Raw genomic sequence first — 17,700 nt, forward strand, 5'->3', positions numbered from 1 at the left:
AGAGGCTTTCATACTTGTATTGTATTTGTATTTGATTACTTATTTACTACGGATTAACCTTTTTCTTCATCTTTGTTGTGAAGGGATTATTTCATAAGTTGCAGTATCATTCTTACCTGAATAGATGAATGTTAAATATAACGGCTCTTTTAGATTAATCTTATCGTCAATCATAAAAGGAGCAATAACTTCCTTAGTGTATTTCGCTTGGCCCTCACCAGGAGAAAAAATCTTTGTGGATGGACTGTCTAATCTGGCTAATTTACCACCTACAGGCTGTAATGTGACATCTCCCTGTCTTAAGACAGCATGGAAATTCTGGTAAGCGTCTTCCCTATTCATACCTACATCAATAGAGAAGTACAAGAAATTTTCGTTTATGTTATCTCGTCTTACATCACTGACTGAAGGCATATCCATCTTTTGAGAGTCCTTATATGCTCTTCTTATGATTTGATATGTTGGTGTGTAGAAATATACTAATGGTGGATTTCCTTTCATTTCTAACAAATTGTTTTCATGAACCTTGATTATCCTGCTAGATTCCTCTTGAAACATATCACTACGATCACTCTTTAGCCCTTTATTTATTGCCGCTTGTATTTGATCATCTGTAAATTCGTAGTACCAATGATTATTAATTACAGGTACAGATGCTTCATCCAGTTCCTTGTTCTCCGATAGAAAAGATGAAACGCATACTACAATAAAAAGCCCAACAACAACCGTCAAAATAATCCATGCCTGTTTTATCTTTTTGTTCATGAATTACTTCGTGAGGGCAGCATTTACTTCGGCTAAGTCAGATTTGTATTTAGCTATATTGTTTTCTGCTGCCTTTATGCGTTCTTCAGTATCTTTTGTTTCGGAATCTAGCTTTTCCATCAGTTTTTCATTTCCTGAATATTCAGTCTTAAATTTACTATATTTTTCGAGAGATTTTAGCATGCTCTCTTTATCCTTTTCGCTATCAGTCACAAATTTTTCAAGCTCTGATTTTCTATCTTCTAACTTAGAAATAGGCCACCCTTGGTATTTATTCGAAACAGACTGAGCCATATTATCAGTTTGTTTTGAAGAAGAATTTTCCGACGATTCAATTTGAATTGTTTTACCATCCACTTTTAAACTCGCCCCTAAAGAGTCGGTGACAGCGCGAAGCGGAACATGTGCTTTTCCATCAACGACTATCGCGTTTTCAGACAGGGAATTACCATTAACCTTTACACTATACTCTCCTGCCACTGTCTGCCCAACCATAGATTTAATTTGATCCGCAAATGCGTTTCCAGTCGTAGCAAAAACCACACCGATCAACAGACCAATGAGCAAATATGACCATTTTTTCATCATTAGAACCTCCTATGTAGTATATATGTCCTAATATTACCATCCATAGAAGGTGCAGTAAACATTATGTTGTCAAGCTACTTGTACTTCCGCCAGCAGGTATATTGACTGTTGCAACCGTTCTACCACGACTGAACAGTTTTAGATTCCTGGAACTTGGATCAAATGTCGCATTAACAATTAATCCATTAAACAAATCGCCACGAATCTCGGCTATTTCATTACGGAAACTGCTGATTGTATCCTCAAGTCCTTCGATACTCCCCGGCTTAAGATCAAGACCACTCACGAATGCCTCAGAGAAATCTACAGGTCCTTTTAAGTACGTAGCATCGTCAACTGATCTTATGATAATAGGTCCCATGTTCCCCATATGAAATCCTTCTCTATCTCCGTAGACACTTCCTCTCGGCGAGCCATCATCCATAAACAATAAGCCGCCTCCATCATTATACTGACCTAATGAGACAGCTTCTCCGCCACGAGAATTATAAGCAGTAAGACCATTAGAATTTATTTCTATGCGCCTACCCTCTTTGGCTGTACGGAATAAGGCTCCTGTAATAATACCGCCTTCTATTTCATTACCGATCAGTTTACTACCGCGTATTGTACTTGCATTAACTGTACTAGCCCTAATATCTGAAGCATTCATTTCTGAGTTATCAATTTGGCCCGTAAGCTTGATTGACCTGGCAACAACATTCCCCTGCATATCTACTTTGAACGGTGCAATAGTATAGTCATCGTTTCCGGCACTAATTCCGTCAGTATTTATTTTGGTTACGTTATTACCACTACCAATAACTAAAGAAACGAAGCTACCAAGTTGCCCAATAATCTGTTCTGCCAATACTCCACGAGCAGTTATAGCAGCACGGATCGTTTTCCAACCATCTGTTGATATGCCTATCCCCTTTGAAGTCAGACGCACTTGTTCCAATGGATTTGTCTTTTCTTGAGCCAATATTCCGCCTTCTGGTGGGTAAATCAATTCCGTTTTACTGTTATTAATATCAATGACAGCTTGTTTGGCATAGGCTTCAAAAACTTCTGTTCGGATCTTTCCGTTACTAAACGAGTTGTTAACAATGTTCTTACTTCTCTCCAAGTCACTGATAATGTCCGCATAGTCTCGTAAATTGACATTGGATATCGTAGGTTCACTGTGTTTGTCGCGGCTATATGGATACTCTGTAAGCTCTGTGATTCGAGCTTTGAGTTTGTTCATATCCATAGCCGGGTCAATGCACATTACTGTGTCACCTAAATGTGGTTCTGGCTCTGTATTGTCAATTTTAAATAGGTCAGCCGTTGATACGGTAACTTCTAGTGTTACGTTCTCTTGCTCCCTGAGAGCCTTTCGAGTAACCTTAAGCAACTCCTCAGGTTCTTCAATATCCTGCTCTATGATTTCACCATCATAAAATGGTACGGAAGCACTGGCCCAATATTGAGCATAAGGAGAAATTAAGTAGTTAACTGCCAGCTTCCCGTTTACAATCGTTCCCGGCACACTGGAAAGCAAACTCCGCTCCTCGTCCGTCAGTTTAGATGCATCCATTCCAATAAAGGTGCGTCCATCCTTCATCTGCGAAAACATGCGGGTTACAAGGGATTCCCCTTTATCTTTGAAGGAGATAGAAACGATATTCTTTTTGAGTCTGTATTGTAGCCCATTATCAGCCCCGATCTTTTTTCTCAGATTGATTACAAAGTTATCCGGTTCGACTTCACATTCATACATTTGCACGATCTTATTGAGAGCTTCCAAACACGTCCCACGCCCGAAGTCCTTGACATCATGCAAATCGAATGTGTCGTGGATAACGAATTTGAATCTCCCGCCCGTAGCAGCTGTAATAAGATCCGTGAGTTGATTGAGATGAATTCCATATGCTTCTGCAATGTATGAAGCATATGGAAACTTGTAATCGTTAAGCTTGAACATGATGTGATTGCAATAGATATTTGCAGTCAGCTTTTTTCCCTCTCGTGATCGGCTACGAGACTGAATGACATAAAACTGGCCACGCTCATCCCGAACGTGGCCCTTGATTGCTATCTTTTCACGGTAATCCTCTGAGGTCATTGGAACCATGAAGGTTAATTCATAGTCACTGTTAATCCTGCGCCGCCGCTGAATGTCATAAGAGTCCACTAGCGTTCCAACACGCCGCATATTTTTATCAAACACTTGCATAGTTGGAGTAGGCATAGTCCACCTCTCTTAATATAAAAATTTATCTCGGTGTGTAATACGGAACAAAACTGTCCGTCCTGTTTCGGGGTCCGTCCAGGTCAGGTTGTTATTGCCGAGATTCAAGTCAAAGAAATCACCATTGTAAAGATGCGATACGTTCTGACCATTTCTCATAATTTTGAAATTTCCTGCATCTATAGTAATGACTTCGCCAGGACGGAAAACGTCCGTAAACTCAATATAATCAGTATGGAATCGACTGGCCTCGCCTGGATGCAATCGTCCTTCTCCAGACATAGGTACAGCCCCCATTAATATTTCTCGGACGTAATCAGCGTTCGACATTCGCCCATCACCGGACATAGGCGCTGCTTCTAAATCATAAGACCGGACAAAATCAGATTGCGCCCGGCCTTCGCCTGAAAGTTTCACACCTACGGTCATATCTAAATTAAAGTCCAATATATATTCTGTGACCGTTTCTGCGTCCATGACATTGAATGACATTAGGTTAAATGCATTGTCAGTTTCGCTCCCGCTCGTCTCTTTACGCCGGGAATACATTTGTCCCTGACCGGATAAATGGGCGGACAGGTCTATTACATTCCCATCTGCTGAGCTGCCCGAATTAAGAGCAAGGTTATTGAATCCTGTTGTGTTAAACATGACCTCCCTCCTAAATTACGTTCTTCTCTGCCCGATGCATGTAAGCCTCATTTGAGTGTTATATACGTTATGATCTACCGAGTCGCTTTGAAAAACTTTAAATGATATAACGTCTCCAGCTACTAGGTATTGTTGATCATCCAACGTCAAAAAGGTGACTAATCCAGTACCTAGCCCCACGCCTTGTCGGGATGTTAAATTTGCTCCATTCTTCTGTACTGTCAGGTCTGCGATTTTGGTATTAGGCAAGCTTTCTATCGTGACCAGTGAATTAATGTGGTACCACCCGCTTTTATTGATCACTACCGTGTTTCCATCACGCATAGAATAGCTGTCTTCCATTACGGTAGTAACTGGTACATCAGTAGGAGTGGAATTAGCTGGCAATGTATATCCCCCGCTTCGTAGGTACACAAAAGGCGTATTCCCAAAAATTTGACCTGATAATGGAGATTTTTCATCCGTTGCACCTTTTGGAACAGTTCCAGCCACGACGATGATAGAACCCAGCTGCGATTGTATACCTGTAACGTTCCCAGACCCTGTGCAATTTTCGATGTAGAACCACGAACGAGCATCAGCAGCTATACCAATATTGCGATTAGAAATTTTACAGTTTACGATCCGTGCATTAGCGTCATAACTACTAATACCATGCTGGCTTGTTGAAACCCCTTCAATAACCACGTTCTCAATCAAAGTACGATTACAATAGACCAGAGATATACCAACCTTTTCAGTCGTTGTGATTGTCAGGTTGTAAATCCCTGCACGGTTCGTAAAGTTGTCTAATGTAACAGATCTAACCTTGTATAAGCTGGTATCCTCTGTTTCACCCTTAAGTTCTAGTGTCTGGGCACGTAGTTTATGCTTAATCTCAACGTCTTCATCATACGTTCCTGGTAAGAGCACAATGGAAAATCGAGACAAGCTTATAGGCTTCATTACACTTACAGCTTTGGCGATGGTTTTAAATGCCTTAGCTTTAGTCAGACCATCATTTGAATCTGATCCGTTAACGGCATCCACGTAATACACATAAGCGTCTGTTAGTTCCATACCTCGCAATTTGTCGTCAAGATCTTCAATATTGTGCTGCGCCGCTCGAAGGTCGGAAGCAGTAAAATTACGTGCTACCACAGCACCTGATGCCCAAGCACGTGCTACGCCTTCGAAGCCCCTGACGCATCCTTTAAGCGTGTTATCCTCTATGTTTGTATATGTGATTGTCTCCGCTACATCCCCGTTGCCTATAACCGCTATACCTTCGCCTTGTAATAGTACAGCAGCATTCGTTACCTTGATTTCAGTTTGAGTCGAAGTAATAAGTTCTGACAACTCTGTACGCGGCGAATTCACCACCGGGGGATACATTTTTTCCATGTCTAGGACCTACCCTTCATCTATGCTTATCTGACCAGCCATAAAACGTAGCGTGTCATTTGTTTGTACCGTGCGCGGTGTTTTTACAGCTCCGTGATATATCAGATTCCCCCCCGTCGCTGCCGTTCGGATGCCAATATGTGTTACCAATCCCCACTCAGACGTTGCAATTGGAAAAGACACATCCTCTGTACTGGAAGCAACTGCCCTACGATCGGTAATAACTGGCGCACCAAAGGTCACAGCTCGCCGTACATAGCCGCTTCCGTTAACTTCCTGCCCTGTATCTGCATCCGTTGGATTGCTTGTGTATAAGGCGATATATACGGTCTGAGGGGCTGTAAAATTTATTCCCCTTAAGGTTGCATTAATACAGGCCGTTTTCCACCAATTACTTTTACTTAAAAGTATGTCCGCCAATGTAAAGACCCCCTACTCAATTAGATATTCATTTGCAATTCGAAAATTTCGTATGTCGTTTTCACCAATGTTGGTCAGAACGATAACAGGACTTGCTCGTTCGTCTCCAACTGACGTAACTGAAACGGTCTGCGGCGACTGTGTGATGGTCACCTCTTTAATGTTCTCCTCACTCTCGGGAAACGGATGTTCACCCATTTTGATTGGTATGGTTAATTCTCCATCCCAAAGTATTTTTTCGATATCCAATGTTCCGGCATAGCGCCCGATATATCGCCTTCCCGGTAAGTCTGAAAACGTGAATACAATATCCCCTTTTTTGGCATTAAAAAGAGCCGCCACTTGGGCGACTCTCCTATGGTAATCAAGGGTTATATCATCAGCCATTAGGACGCATTCAAGATTGATTGTTCGCGCTCCATAGGTACTGCCAAAATCCAGTTCTCCATCCCTCTCAGCTATCTCAAGGCTATGGTCCTTCGTCGGCGGTAACACAGGTATGTTGTGCTTTTTAAGCCCTAATCCAATGGATTTAAAGGACTTACCATCCACCGTAGCGTCTATCATTAAGACTTGCCTCCCCTCGTTTGCAACCTCCGTACAAAGTTGTCCCGTTCACTCCAGAACACCTTTGCTGCGGATTCGTCTTCAATATAAGTATCGCCTGATTTTATTACGAACTGGTTGCTGATTTGCTGCGGATTTGAACCGCCCGAAGCCATTGGCATAGAGAAGTCTTGCATGGAGAAATTAAGTTTCGGCATCTTAAAATTGATAATTTTCCACAAGTTACTCTGTTGTTGACCATTCAAATACATTTCCCCTTCTCGAGCAATGACGGGTACCTCTGCTCCCTTCTGGCCTTGAACGATCCCGCCAGAATGGAATTTTTGAAGTTTCCCTGTATCCTTCTTAATGCCATACTTATTCCGCAGAGCGGCATTTTCCTCGTGCAGCTTGGCCTTCTCAGCAGCGCCTGCCGAATACCATTTATCAATATTAGAATTGTATCTCGCCAAATCGCTGTCCTTTTCGGATATTGAGGAACCTGTATCAAAGGATGCAGACAATGAGGTAGCATTGATTTCAGCCATTTTAGCCTGATAATCAGCAATAAACTGGTCCAACTGACGCAAAATCTCCGAGTTCTTCTCGGTTTCTTTTGAGATTTGGGTATTTTTCAAATCTTCAGCTTTAGATTCAACTCCGTCTGAATACTCATCGTATTTCTCAGCAAGCTGATCATAATGCTGTTTGGCAGCTTCAATCTGGTCATTGTAGTCCTTTTCCCGTTCAGCCTTCTCGTCTTGGAGCTTCTTCTTCTGATCCTCCAGTCCACGCTTAGCAAGCGTCCGGTTATGTTCCCGCTGCATATCTTCGATATCTTTTTCAGTCTGTTTCCGTTCGGCAATACCTTCGGGACCGACAGCAGATTGTAGCAGGGCAAGGCGCGCTTGTTTCTCCGCCATTGCACGTTCATAATCCTCGTCTTCGTTAGCTGTTTGCATTTTGGCGAGCAAGTCATCTATGGCCTTAATTTTAGCGTCCTGAGCCTCGATAAAAGCATCCCGTTCCGCCTCAATGCGCTTTACTTCCTCATCCCGAGTCTTTTCAAGTACTTCCTTTTCCTTTTTGGCAGCTTCGGTAGCAGCCTTCTTCTGATCTTCCAAAAGTTGCTTCTTCAAATCATTGACCTGTACATCAATTTCCATCCGTTGTTCTGATCCTTCTTTATAAAGAGCCTGCATTTTTGTCCATAAATTGAGCTGATCGGAAACAGATACGGCTTCCATACTCTTTTGGTAATTGATTCGTTTTTGGAAGTCGGACAGAAATTCATCTTCCAGAGCTTTACGTTTCTCATAAATCTTCTGCTGCAACTCAAAACTTTGTTCGGCAGTACGATCCTTTGCCTTACTCATACGCATATAAGCATCATATTCCATTTTCAGAATAGAAATTTGGGTTTGCCCTGCCATTTCCATTTTGGAAGTTTCTTTATCAATCCACTTCTCACTGTTTTGATAGCGAAGCTCATTGTATTTGGCGGTTAAATCATAGATTTGTTTGGCAATCTCTCTACGGTTAGCAGGAAGCAGATAATTTTTACTTTGCTCCTTCTTGTAGAAATCCAGGCTGGTTTTAACCATCTCAATTTCCTGTTTATTAGCCTGCCGCATTCGCTCGGTTCTTCGCTCAAGATTCTCAACATCTTCCTGAAACCTGGAGTCATTTAGTTTCTGAACATCGCGGCTCCATTGCTTCATTGCATCCTTATCTTCGGTTAAATATTGCTTATGCCGCTGAGCCAATCGTTTGTATCCAGCTATTTGCTGGTCTACAGACCATTCATTTCGTTCAGCGATGTACTTAAAATTATCAAGTTCGTTATCATAACTATCTTTTCGTGCCGCAGATGCGTCCTTAGCTGCTTTTTCAGCTGCACGTTCCGTATCGCTCTTGCCTTTTTTGCCCCCGCTTCCCTTCGATTTTTTTGAACCAGAAGAACTCACACCAAATTTAGGATCATTATATAGCTTGGTTAAAGCATTAATCTGAGTGTCATACTGTTTCATATCTTTCTCGTATCCGCTATATATTTCGCCTATATCTTTTTTGCTTTGCTCCATGTTTTTCTTATCTTGGTTTAACTGGTTCTGAAAAGGAGCATTTAGGAAAGATTTCACTCCGGTCATATTGTTTAATTCTTTTTGTTTATTAAAAACTTCTAATGAACTTTGAGCCATAACTCCATTCAATCTAGCTTTTAACTCAGCAAGACTCTTAATCGCTCCAGCCTCTTTAATGTAAACTGCGATGCGATCATCAGACTCAAGTTTTGTACTTAAACTGGACGCTTTTTCAGACTTTAGATCATCTATAGCCTTTTGAATTTTAGCTTTACGAACAACTTCGAGTGCATTCTTTTCGAAAGCCCATCCCTCAGAGGTTTTGTAAATCTCTGAAGCTAATTGAGGGTATTTGAGGATTAATTCTGCCGCAGCTTCTGCGTTCATGGACTGTTTATTTGCAAGATCATCTAAAACAGTGTTCATCTCAGAGATAGCCTTGCCGTTACCCTGAATCTGTTCTCTTAAATCAGCAAGGGCTTCCTCTTGGGTTTTGGCACTTTCGGCTGCGGTACCTGCATTACCAGAAAATTGATCGAACCCATCAACAGCAATTTGGGTCAACTGCACTTGGGTTTCTGCTAAAGATTCAGAGAGCTTATGATTCTCAGTAATCAGGGCATGAACTGCTTCCTTAGCATCCTTGACTTGCTCCTCCTTTTTCATAGTCCCCATTCTTTTTTCTATTCGCTCATTTAACTCTGCTTCGGTTGCAGCTAGCTTCTCTTGAGCTTTGGCTAATTCTTCAGAATTAGCTTTCTGCTGTCTCATTATTTCAGACTGTTGATCAAGAAGAGTCAGTCTGCTTGCCTCTCTTTTCTTTTCAATCAGTTTATTTAGATTCTCGATTTCTTTTTTGACAGCAGAATCATCATAATTGTTTGCTGATAAACGCTTGGCCCCTTCTTCTCCGAGTGTGATTACTAAAGCTTTTGATACCTCATCTAACTGTTTCTTAATCTTTGTTTCTTTTTCTAATGATAAGTTTCCTACATTAAGGGACTGTTCTAACGACTTGTGAGCACTTACCAATTTAGGTAGTAAATCAATTTGTCTCTGATATTGACTCATCATTTGTTGTGATGCGCCAATTTCATCTTTTAAAGACTGAATTCTCTCCCTACTCGCCTTTTCAGACTTTCCGCTTTGGAAGGCGTACAATGCAATAGCTCCTGCTATTAAGGATATTCCCGCTGTAGCTGCTGCTGTGGTTACTGTGGCTGCTGCTTGAGCGACGGATAGGGAATTGGTTGCTACTGTAGCGCCTTCCGTAGCTAATGTTAACGCTCCCTGTGCTACCGTAGCTCCTTCAGTTGCAGCAGTTCTCGAAACAGTCGCAAGGGTCGACCCTTGCGCAGAAACAATATTGACTTGATTAGCAGTAGTATTTGCTGATACAGCGACTGTTTCCGCTGTTTTTGCCGCTGTTAACACTTTGACTGCTTCAATCACATTAAAGATCGGACCACTCAATGCCTTATATGCAAGAAGTAATCCACCAATAGCTGCTGTCCCTTCAAATACTCCTGCCGGAACTTTGGTAAGCCCAATTAAAAGCTGATCAATTACATCCAATACATCTTTAATCATGCGTCGAAGCCCGTCGTCTCCTGCATTGTTGAATATCTCTAACAAAGAGGCTTTGGTCTGAGCAGCTTTTCTCTGAATCGTATCCATTTGAACTTTTAGATATTCCATTGTAGAACCAGTAGATCCAATAGAAGCAGCTGTACCTAACAAAATGTCTCCAGCGTTCAGTGAAGCGGCTAGTTTTGCATATTGATAAACGCCACGCGATATATCAGCGTAGGATTTCGTAAGGTCATAATTTTTGTCGATTACTTTTGTCGATAACTCTAACAGGATGTCTTCTGCCCTTTTCCACTGCTCTGTACCATTTACAACTTCTTTTGTCTGAACTCCTAATCTCTCAATCTCTGCTACGGCTTTATCTGTACGAATTGTACCCAGGACTGTCTTCCACATGTTCCCCAAGTTTTCCCCGCTGAGAGCCGTGTTACGAACACCTGCTGAAATCAAGCCGTTCATAAAATCAAATGAAACGCCTGTTTCTGCCGCTATCTTACCTGTCCGTTCGAAGGCAGCTCCCAAGTCTCTCGCTGGTGCCATCGTGTCATGGGCAACCTTGGACCAGGAATCCAGCACGCGACCACCAAGCACCATGGCATCGTTGCTGTCTTTAATCTGCACGCCATATTGAGCAAATGTGGACTCCATTGATTTAGTCGCGCCTTCAAGAGAAACCAAATCGACAGTCGAAAGCATCGTAGACTTACGCACCATTTCCTGAACTACGCCTGCGTCCTTATACATCCGGCCCCAAAGACGTGCTGATTCGGTAACGTCCATAATTTCCGAACCAAGGTCATGCGCCGTTCGAATAAATTTGGTCGTCTGGTCATGAAGTTTTTCGGTGTTCATCACCATTTCTTTGGTGCCTTCGTTGTACTCCAAAAAATAGTGCTCATTGGTTTGGATATAACCCGCCATGTTGGACTCAATGCCAACTAATCCCTCTTTAAGTGCCTCCTGCGTTTTATGCATAGCTGCATATGCTGTATTAAATACAAGGGCATGGGTAGCCATATCACCTACTCGGCTAATCCAGTTAGGAGTTGTATTAAAAGTCTGCTTCATTTGCGCTTCAGTTTGGCTTAAAGAGCGCCGGATCTTCTGTTCTTCCTGAAGGACTTTCTCACGAACTTGTGCCTCTTTTTGCTCCCTGGCACGTAATGCATTCATCCAAAACTTTTCGTAATCTTGTGCGTTCTTACGTGCCTGCTGTGCTTCTTTCTCTGCCAGTTGAGATATCTTCATCCGTATGGACTGTTCTTCCATTAAGACACGTTCACGCGTCCTGTCGTCAGTCCCAGCCCCTGAGGCCTTTGCCGATCTCTGACCTGTCAATGAAGCTTTATTCTGCAAAGCCTCCATACGCTTCAGGTGTTCGCGTTCCTGTTGTTCTATTGCGTCTTCACGCTTTTTTACAATGGCCTGCTGTGCTCTAAGCTTCTCGTCGGTTATCTTATTGGCCTGCTCCAATTGATTCTTCCGAGCAGTATTTAATTCTGCTTGTGCAGTGCGTTGCTTAACAAGAGCTTCGGATTCAGCGAGGATCTTCTTCCGTCTGTCTTCTGCACTCAAAGCAAACTTATCCGCACTACTGGCTAAGGATTTAAAATTCTTCTCACTTAGCCCCAGTTCAGAATTTAAAACTTTAAAGGATTCAGCATTCGCCCTTGCTCCGTTGTCTATTACTTTGAAAGCAGGTAGTATCTTGGTGGTATCCAAGCTTATACGCGCACCTACTACATCTTTACTTAAATCCGCCACTTTGCTCACCTCTTCATAGGGTTCAGGAAACTTTTCCTGCCCTGAATACAGAAAAAGAGGCATCCTGCATGATTGCGGATGCCTCTTAATTTACTTGGCGAAGAAACCAAGATCAGATAATGTCTTAACCTTCTTCGGCTTTTTGTTTTCAACATTGCCACCGTGAAGAATGATTTCAAATTCCCGGTTTCTGTTCTTGGCCTTCATGAGCGCTCTAATTTTTGGAATAGTCATATTAGGCCATTCGGAATCTGATATTCCATTACTGATACACAAGGCCCAAAGTTCTAACCAGTCGGTTTCATGATCATTTTCAACTGAATCCATTTCGTCCGGTTCTTCCTCATCATTCTCTTCCTGGTCTGGAGGAAACGACTCAGAATAGAAATCGGTCTAATAGTTTGTCCAGTTCTTCAATACCGTCCTGGTCAATCTGTTCATACTCTTCTTCAGTTATTTCTTCAACCAGAACAAGGTTAAATACCTTTTTGTACGTATCCTCTACTTTAGGCCAGTCAACCGCTTCCCGGTCTTCGGTAGCCTCCCACTTTTTCCGGCCTATCGAAAAGGAAAACTTGTGTACTACACCATCCATCTCTTCACGAACCTGACGGATCAATGCAATTGTTCCAATCTTCACGTGCTTTTTGATGCCCTCTGCCAATCGAATTTCAGTTCCGATGTTAAGCGTTTTATCCAATTGTTTGTCTGTACTCATTAAATTTCCTCCTCAATGTATGTAGCCCCCTAGCGCTCTGGTAGGGGGTTGGGTTAGTGATTAATTAGATACCGAAAATGATTTCCACTGCATATCCGTTAGGGTTTTCCGGCGTGATATCCGGTTCCATAATCTCCAGCGCCAATGTGTTAGTGGTTGGCTTTTTGCGTTCTTGGGACACGTCCAAAGTTCCGCCCCCGAGGGCCTTCCAAATAGTGAGCTGGCAAGGGACTTCTTTACCGTTCCGATCATCGGTTAAGGAAAAACGGTGTACCAGCTTAAATGGTTTCGGACGGCGTTTACCGCTTAAACTACTTCTTGTAGCATTCTCTTTTGACCATTTGAACGTAACGGTTATTAACTTCCCTTCGTTTGCAACATCAGATGTAATTTTTCCATCAGATGTAATTACGTACTGTTCTGCTGTTGGAGTGGAAGCAACACGAGTCAGTTCAGTAAGTTCTCCTGTGTCAGTGTCTTTTAAGTAAACGCGGTCACTCTTATCAACAAAGGTTCCATTATACTTCGTCGGAGCCTTTAATTTATAGCCATCAGTAGCGGTCAAAAATCCTTGCTCTACCTCATCAAATTGAACTGTGCCTTTTTCTGATTCAGCCCCTTGAGACAACTCAGCCAAAATATCAGAGTAACGAGGAACTTCCATAGAGGCCTTATCCCCTAAATCCTTAGCAGTGTAGTGGAATGCATATCCACTATCGCCGCCCATTACTTTGTCCCAATCAAACTGCAATTGCAAAGTGACTTTAGTGATTTTATCATCAAGAAACTTAAGCCTTCCGCCTTCTTCATAAACCTGTGCTGACCCCACACCATCAAATACTAAAGGTTGCATAAAGTTTCATCCTCCTTATGTGAACATAAAAAACTGGTCAGATTATTTGACCAGTTCCCATAAACGCTTATCAATTTCTGCAATGCGACTGTACTCTTTGGTTAGCTTGTAACCCTGTTTTGGATTCCAGACCCCCATGATACCCAACCCTTTAGCAAGCGCGATTTTTTCAGCAATCAGCGTATCCCATTCGGTAGGTTCTGGTTTAGGAGGATTAGGTTGAGTCCAATTCAATTCGGTTTCATAAGTTGTACCAGCAAGAGTAACAACATTAAATTTGTACTTCTTGGTTGCATTTGCTTCACTAAACCATAGAGTTTCCTGATCATCCGGTTCAATTTTAACCCCATCTTTTTCAATACTGGATACGTTGGTTTTAGCCAAAGAAACTCGCTTTTGTGCTGAATCCAGCAGCTCATATTCAACGTGGTTAACACCATTGTGATCACCGGATCTCCCGGTTGCTTTCCATACAGCTGCTTCTGCCATTCTGCTCACCTCAATTCATTCTCAAGTAATCAACATCGAAAATTGCTTTGTACCCCTTGGCCCCTTGGATGCCAGTAGCAAAATCTGAGTCATAGGATAGCACACAAAGATAGGACATAACCCCCTGTGCAAACAACCTTTTTTCGTGCAAGGTTTTGAAAGCTCTTTCAAATAGAAGCTTTGCCTCATATGCTGTCTTACCATAAAAGTCGATACAGAACTTACCTTCGAACACCAGTGGATTAGTGGCATATCGTCCCGGCATGACATATTGGCAGATATGTGGAACTGTATCCTTAGAAACCGTTATCTCAGGCTCCATGCCTTTCGTAAATCGCTTTACGATATCAGCAGAGGGTGATGAAGGAGTAAGCTTCAGCATGCTCATGAGTTCCGAATCTGCTTTTAAAGCATTCTGAACAGCATCAATAAGTTGTAGGCTCACTCCTTTACCTCCTTGAAGTATCTGTGATAAGGAAATTCAGTGATCACTCGGCTGATACCGTCCAAAATCCGTTTTCGGTTGGACTGGATTGCAATACGTAAAAAGTAGGTTGGAGGTGTGGCCCTAAATGAAGGATCAATATCACCGCGCTCCGCAAGCTCCTCCAAATCTACTCCAGCATATCCCCCACCTGATTCCTTCATGGTACCGTCAATCGCTCGGTACTTTCCACGGGAACGACCTACAATAATACGATCACCTTTGGACCTCAGTCGGTTCCATGCTTCACTATTCATGTAGGTTATTAAACCGGGATTTTGGCTGCTGTCTGCCATCTTGGAGCCTTTACCGAATTGTTCAAGCCACGCCTGCCAGTAATCCGCTGTAATGTCGCCTGAAATCATTTGATTAGCAAGCACGAACATGTGCATCTCCAAATGGTCCCGAACTGCCGGATAGTACCGTATGCCGCTTTTGGCTGTCAGCATGACCAGTTTCGTTAGCCCGGTAATTTCAACAGCGAGCTTATTCTCCAGATCCTTTGCCGCTTTCGCTGAATCATACCCTGTAATCATCGGCGGTCCTCTGAAAGCTGAACATGCAGCAAGTTAGGATACTTGATCCTATCTACCACATCTACCTGGTATGTCTTCCCGCCCATTACAATCCGGTCAGGCGCGGATAGACTTGAGTCTTGAGGGTCTCTTACATCGACTGTCGTCTGTAACTGCAAGGTAAACACGGTACTCGGCAGCAAGCCCGGCTCCTGTTGTCGCAATTGTGCTGTGACATACAGTGCAGAACAAACAACATCAGCAGCGACCGACGTGAATTCCGCATCGCCCACCGGATTATCATTTGCATCGTAAGCTTGCTGGTATCTTTGCACCTCTACCACAGCGTTCGTTTTAACCAAAGAACAGTATTTGTCCTGATCTACCGTTTTCCTTAAGGTTAGGACGAGAAACCTGTCCTCTGCCTGTACCAAGGAACCACGATTAACGAGTGATTCAGATGAGAATACACCGTTATAGACGTATTCTTTGCCCATTACAGTCGTCGCTTTGGTTTCCCTTGATAGAATCACTACATCTTCGTTTCCGTCCACCACACACGGCGTATGGCGGTGTAAGAACTCATAGAACAACTTTCATCACCTACCTAAATGACCTATGTTCAAACTCAGACAGAAGATCGGCTATTTCTGGCGTGATCATACTGTTGCCGAAGTATTCAATGTTTAAGTCGAAGTCCTTCTTCGATTTCACGTTGGTGTTCGGGTTCCCAGCTAACTGCCCTATGATCAGTCCACATGCCACCTTGACCTTATCAGGTATAGTCTCCCAACCACTGGTATACGTCACTTCTAGCTCTGCATACGCTGAACCGAAAGAAGAATAACCGCACCAGACTGTACCAATATCCTTGTCTATATCAATTGTGCCGATATCAGCGATTGTTTCGAATCCTGGCGGACCAAAGAAATTACCCATCAATCCCTGCTTCAGCCTGCCCTTTACCTCCTTCACCTCTACAACCGGGTAATAAGACAAATGCCCTCGCTGCTGATCGGTAAGCGGTATACGCTCGGTATATGTTGTAACTCCGATCTCACGTTTGCACCGTCCATCAATTACGGCTGATGCTCTGAGAATAAGTGGAGTAGTTAATTTGATCCCTACCGGAACGAAGTCAGAATCCGTTAACTCAAGATACTGACTCATTCTACATAGCCAGCATCAGCAAGCTCGTCTGCCAGTTCATCCGGTAACTGTGCTTCGCCATCCACAAAGTTAACAACCCCATTTTTAAAATGAATCGTGTGAGCCCCCTTTCGCTGGCTTGGTGTACCACGAAGCGTAACTTTTCGGACCGCTGGAATTCTCGTAGCAAGAAAAGAACTACGTGCATCATTCAGCGCCGTTGTTTGAGCGTCGAACTGGCTCGGCTCTGCGCCTTCAGTGCTAACCAGTACCTCTGCCGCTGCAACAGTTGCCTTGAACACATCTACCGATTGTTGAGGGTATTGCCCTCCGCTCTCTCCAATCTCAGCTTGATCCAACAATGTAGTGCTTTCAGCAATTGCATCTTTCAGCTTATCTAGATTCGATTTTGCCAACTGAATCATCTCCTCTCAAAATGAAAAGAGACGGTCACATTAACCGTCCCCTGACTTTAAAATTTATTAGGATACCGCCGTGATCGTCGGACGCTCAATTGTGCCGTAAGCATGTGCGTAACTTGGACCTTTGGCTACTGGAGCGCCATATTTGATACCTACGTACTGTTCTTGGAGGTTCGACGTTGTACCCAATTGAAAGAGATAGATGCCCTTCTCACCAACATAGTGATACTCAATCATAGGCTCTGTGACGATGGCAATTCCGTAGTCAGTGTTTGTCGCCGTTTTTGCATTAACTGTTGAAGGAATAAACGGCTCTGGAATGATCGGCAGCAGACCTGCGGCCGTCATAATAGCCAACACTTCTAAGCCAGCCACCGTTGTTTTCTTGAGGTTGCTGATTTGCGTTTCATTGTTGGCAGCATTCCGTTCTTCTTCCTCCAGATAGTGATGTGCGATAGGGTGAATGTATATAGCCGTTGGCATAAGTTCGTACAGTTCACTCGCCACCATCGCAGCTACCTTGGCCCGAATAGCAGATACAATTGAAGCCGTTGCCCCAACTGTGAATGTGTTCGTAATCTGACTTGCAAGTCCTACATATTGTAAGGTTGTAGGTACAGCCAAACCAGTGTCATTACCTCTCCAAAGTGCTTTACCATGCGTAAGTCCAATGGCATTCAGCATGTCGTTCAGATCCTTGGCTTTCAATTCAGGAAAGTTGTTTTGTTGCTGACCCAGCGTTACATCATAATGTCCAAAGTTAACTTGGTTCGTAAGAGCTTTGATCTTCACACCATGAGGTGTACGTTGATTGCTGCTTGCTGTAGCGGAAGGGTTACGCGGATCAATGAACGCGCCGCCATTCACAGTATTCTGTTCATAATAAGTAGAAATATCACCTGTTGCTGGTACATAATTCAAGCGTCCATCCAAAATAGATGTTCGACGTAGTACATCCGTAATTTCCTTCTGAAAATCGTCTGTGATAATTGCCCCTGGCCCCTGAAACTGAGCTGCCGCAGCAACCGAAACAAATTGAGCTACTCCAACACGGTTATTCATGT

General features: G+C 43.1%; 18 protein-coding genes. All 18 read right to left on the reverse strand.

Annotated elements, in window-relative coordinates; translation table 11 throughout:
* Positions 1 to 66 precede the first annotated feature (66 nt).
* The 18 genes from FKV70_RS04470 to FKV70_RS04555 all read right to left on the reverse strand — a co-directional run bounded on the left by FKV70_RS04470 (position 67) and on the right by FKV70_RS04555 (position 17,698).
* Entirely contained in the window at positions 67 to 765 is a 699-nt protein-coding gene (locus FKV70_RS04470) for a hypothetical protein (RefSeq protein WP_142611964.1), read from the reverse strand.
* Positions 766 to 768: 3 nt separating this feature from the next.
* Positions 769 to 1,353 (reverse strand): 2,' 3'-cyclic nucleotide 2'-phosphodiesterase, encoded by a 585-nt coding sequence (locus tag FKV70_RS04475; RefSeq protein WP_090738489.1) that lies wholly within the window; start codon positions 1,351 to 1,353, stop codon positions 769 to 771.
* A 61-nt stretch (positions 1,354 to 1,414) separates the two neighbouring features.
* Positions 1,415 to 3,568 (reverse strand): phage tail protein, encoded by a 2,154-nt coding sequence (locus tag FKV70_RS04480; RefSeq protein WP_142611965.1) that lies wholly within the window; start codon positions 3,566 to 3,568, stop codon positions 1,415 to 1,417.
* 12 nt (positions 3,569 to 3,580) lie between these two features.
* Positions 3,581 to 4,219: a phage distal tail protein gene (locus FKV70_RS04485; protein ID WP_142611966.1), complete on the reverse strand. Its 639-nt coding sequence runs from the start codon at positions 4,217 to 4,219 to the stop codon at positions 3,581 to 3,583.
* 15 nt (positions 4,220 to 4,234) lie between these two features.
* A complete protein-coding gene (locus FKV70_RS04490; RefSeq protein WP_142611967.1) occupies positions 4,235 to 5,602 on the reverse strand; it encodes a right-handed parallel beta-helix repeat-containing protein in 1,368 nt (455 codons plus the stop codon).
* Positions 5,603 to 5,611: 9 nt separating this feature from the next.
* On the reverse strand, positions 5,612 to 6,022 hold the full coding sequence (locus tag FKV70_RS04495) for a phage tail fiber protein (protein WP_142611968.1): 411 nt from the start codon (positions 6,020 to 6,022) through the stop codon (positions 5,612 to 5,614).
* Positions 6,023 to 6,034: 12 nt separating this feature from the next.
* Positions 6,035 to 6,589 carry a phage tail domain-containing protein gene (locus FKV70_RS04500; RefSeq protein WP_142611969.1) on the reverse strand — a complete coding sequence of 185 codons (555 nt, stop codon included), beginning with the start codon at positions 6,587 to 6,589 and terminating at the stop codon, positions 6,035 to 6,037.
* On the reverse strand, positions 6,589 to 12,069 hold the full coding sequence (locus FKV70_RS04505; RefSeq protein WP_142611970.1) for a phage tail tape measure protein: 5,481 nt from the start codon (positions 12,067 to 12,069) through the stop codon (positions 6,589 to 6,591). The genes FKV70_RS04500 and FKV70_RS04505 overlap by 1 nt, the downstream gene beginning before the upstream one ends.
* A 27-nt stretch (positions 12,070 to 12,096) precedes the next feature.
* Complete coding sequence (locus tag FKV70_RS04510; protein ID WP_142611971.1) at positions 12,097 to 12,333, reverse strand: hypothetical protein; 237 nt, start codon at positions 12,331 to 12,333, stop codon at positions 12,097 to 12,099.
* 49 nt (positions 12,334 to 12,382) lie between these two features.
* The gene (locus FKV70_RS04515) at positions 12,383 to 12,724 is read right to left on the reverse strand and encodes a hypothetical protein (RefSeq protein WP_142611972.1); all 342 of its coding nucleotides are present in this window, start codon (positions 12,722 to 12,724) and stop codon (positions 12,383 to 12,385) included.
* A 64-nt stretch (positions 12,725 to 12,788) separates the two neighbouring features.
* The gene (locus tag FKV70_RS04520) at positions 12,789 to 13,577 is read right to left on the reverse strand and encodes a hypothetical protein (protein ID WP_142611973.1); all 789 of its coding nucleotides are present in this window, start codon (positions 13,575 to 13,577) and stop codon (positions 12,789 to 12,791) included.
* A 42-nt stretch (positions 13,578 to 13,619) separates the two neighbouring features.
* Complete coding sequence (locus FKV70_RS04525) at positions 13,620 to 14,066, reverse strand: hypothetical protein (protein ID WP_142611974.1); 447 nt, start codon at positions 14,064 to 14,066, stop codon at positions 13,620 to 13,622.
* 10 nt (positions 14,067 to 14,076) lie between these two features.
* A complete protein-coding gene (locus tag FKV70_RS04530; RefSeq protein ID WP_142611975.1) occupies positions 14,077 to 14,511 on the reverse strand; it encodes a hypothetical protein in 435 nt (144 codons plus the stop codon).
* Positions 14,508 to 15,086, reverse strand: coding sequence for a hypothetical protein (locus tag FKV70_RS04535; RefSeq protein ID WP_142611976.1), 579 nt, complete (start codon positions 15,084 to 15,086; stop codon positions 14,508 to 14,510). Before FKV70_RS04535 ends, FKV70_RS04530 begins: the two co-directional genes overlap by 4 nt.
* Positions 15,083 to 15,658, reverse strand: coding sequence for a hypothetical protein (locus FKV70_RS04540; protein WP_142611977.1), 576 nt, complete (start codon positions 15,656 to 15,658; stop codon positions 15,083 to 15,085). Before FKV70_RS04540 ends, FKV70_RS04535 begins: the two co-directional genes overlap by 4 nt.
* 10 nt (positions 15,659 to 15,668) lie before the next feature.
* Positions 15,669 to 16,235: a hypothetical protein gene (locus FKV70_RS04545; protein WP_142611978.1), complete on the reverse strand. Its 567-nt coding sequence runs from the start codon at positions 16,233 to 16,235 to the stop codon at positions 15,669 to 15,671.
* Entirely contained in the window at positions 16,232 to 16,630 is a 399-nt protein-coding gene (locus tag FKV70_RS04550) for a hypothetical protein (RefSeq protein WP_142611979.1), read from the reverse strand. The genes FKV70_RS04545 and FKV70_RS04550 overlap by 4 nt, the downstream gene beginning before the upstream one ends.
* A 66-nt stretch (positions 16,631 to 16,696) precedes the next feature.
* Positions 16,697 to 17,698 carry a hypothetical protein gene (locus FKV70_RS04555; protein WP_142611980.1) on the reverse strand — a complete coding sequence of 334 codons (1,002 nt, stop codon included), beginning with the start codon at positions 17,696 to 17,698 and terminating at the stop codon, positions 16,697 to 16,699.
* Positions 17,699 to 17,700: the final 2 nt, after the last annotated feature.

This window comes from Paenibacillus ottowii, from assembly GCF_006874425.1.
Classification (GTDB): Bacteria; Bacillota; Bacilli; order Paenibacillales; family Paenibacillaceae; genus Paenibacillus; species Paenibacillus ottowii.

What these genes read in the sequence shown, in the direction of transcription:
- FKV70_RS04470 (WP_142611964.1), bottom strand. Translation starts at nt 765, where the DNA reads ATGAACAAAAAGATAAAACAGGCATGGATTATTTTGACGGTTGTTGTT.
- FKV70_RS04475 (WP_090738489.1), bottom strand. Translation starts at nt 1,353, where the DNA reads ATGATGAAAAAATGGTCATATTTGCTCATTGGTCTGTTGATCGGTGTG.
- FKV70_RS04480 (WP_142611965.1), bottom strand. Translation starts at nt 3,568, where the DNA reads ATGCCTACTCCAACTATGCAAGTGTTTGATAAAAATATGCGGCGTGTT.
- FKV70_RS04485 (WP_142611966.1), bottom strand. Translation starts at nt 4,219, where the DNA reads ATGTTTAACACAACAGGATTCAATAACCTTGCTCTTAATTCGGGCAGC.
- FKV70_RS04490 (WP_142611967.1), bottom strand. Translation starts at nt 5,602, where the DNA reads ATGGAAAAAATGTATCCCCCGGTGGTGAATTCGCCGCGTACAGAGTTG.
- FKV70_RS04500 (WP_142611969.1), bottom strand. Translation starts at nt 6,589, where the DNA reads ATGATAGACGCTACGGTGGATGGTAAGTCCTTTAAATCCATTGGATTA.
- FKV70_RS04505 (WP_142611970.1), bottom strand. Translation starts at nt 12,069, where the DNA reads ATGCCTCTTTTTCTGTATTCAGGGCAGGAAAAGTTTCCTGAACCCTAT.
- FKV70_RS04510 (WP_142611971.1), bottom strand. Translation starts at nt 12,333, where the DNA reads ATGGATTCAGTTGAAAATGATCATGAAACCGACTGGTTAGAACTTTGG.
- FKV70_RS04515 (WP_142611972.1), bottom strand. Translation starts at nt 12,724, where the DNA reads ATGAGTACAGACAAACAATTGGATAAAACGCTTAACATCGGAACTGAA.
- FKV70_RS04520 (WP_142611973.1), bottom strand. Translation starts at nt 13,577, where the DNA reads ATGCAACCTTTAGTATTTGATGGTGTGGGGTCAGCACAGGTTTATGAA.
- FKV70_RS04525 (WP_142611974.1), bottom strand. Translation starts at nt 14,066, where the DNA reads ATGGCAGAAGCAGCTGTATGGAAAGCAACCGGGAGATCCGGTGATCAC.
- FKV70_RS04535 (WP_142611976.1), bottom strand. Translation starts at nt 15,086, where the DNA reads ATGATTACAGGGTATGATTCAGCGAAAGCGGCAAAGGATCTGGAGAAT.
- FKV70_RS04545 (WP_142611978.1), bottom strand. Translation starts at nt 16,235, where the DNA reads ATGAGTCAGTATCTTGAGTTAACGGATTCTGACTTCGTTCCGGTAGGG.
- FKV70_RS04555 (WP_142611980.1), bottom strand. Translation starts at nt 17,698, where the DNA reads ATGAATAACCGTGTTGGAGTAGCTCAATTTGTTTCGGTTGCTGCGGCA.